This window comes from Kytococcus schroeteri (assembly GCF_002847825.1).
Taxonomy (GTDB): Bacteria; Actinomycetota; Actinomycetes; order Actinomycetales; family Dermatophilaceae; genus Kytococcus; species Kytococcus schroeteri.
In genome coordinates, this window is sequence record NZ_PKIZ01000129.1 from 1 (window position 1) to 321 (window position 321).

Consider the following 321-nt stretch of genomic DNA (forward strand, 5'->3'; position numbering starts at 1 on the left):
CCTGATCAACGAGGACCCCTACGGTGAGGGCTGGCTGTACGAGGTCAAGGTGACCGAGGCCGGCGAGCTGATGGACGCTGAGGCTTACCAGGCGGCTAACGAGTAAAACAAGACCCTATGGTCGGTTCCATGTTCGCGTTAATTTTCGGCTTGGCCCTGTTGGGCCTCGCCGTGTGGTTACTCCTGCGCGCAAAAGACAGCGACGCAACCGGTGCCGATGGAACCGACGGGTATGACGGGGGGAATTCATACGGGGACGCGGATTGGTCCCCGGATGAGGACTATGAGTGGTCCGAGCCGGAGGGGGCTGAGGGTGATCTT

At 60.7% G+C, this 321-nt stretch carries 2 protein-coding genes; both read left to right on the forward strand.

What is annotated here, in order from left to right; translation table 11 throughout:
* Window positions 1–4: 4 nt before the first annotated feature.
* The gene (locus CYJ76_RS11840; RefSeq protein ID WP_269148638.1) at window positions 5–106 is read left to right on the forward strand and encodes a glycine cleavage system protein H; all 102 of its coding nucleotides are present in this window, start codon (window positions 5–7) and stop codon (window positions 104–106) included.
* A gap of 23 nt (window positions 107–129) precedes the next feature.
* Window positions 130–321: hypothetical protein (locus tag CYJ76_RS13005; protein WP_238138245.1), on the forward strand; the 192-nt coding region annotated here is incomplete at its 3' end.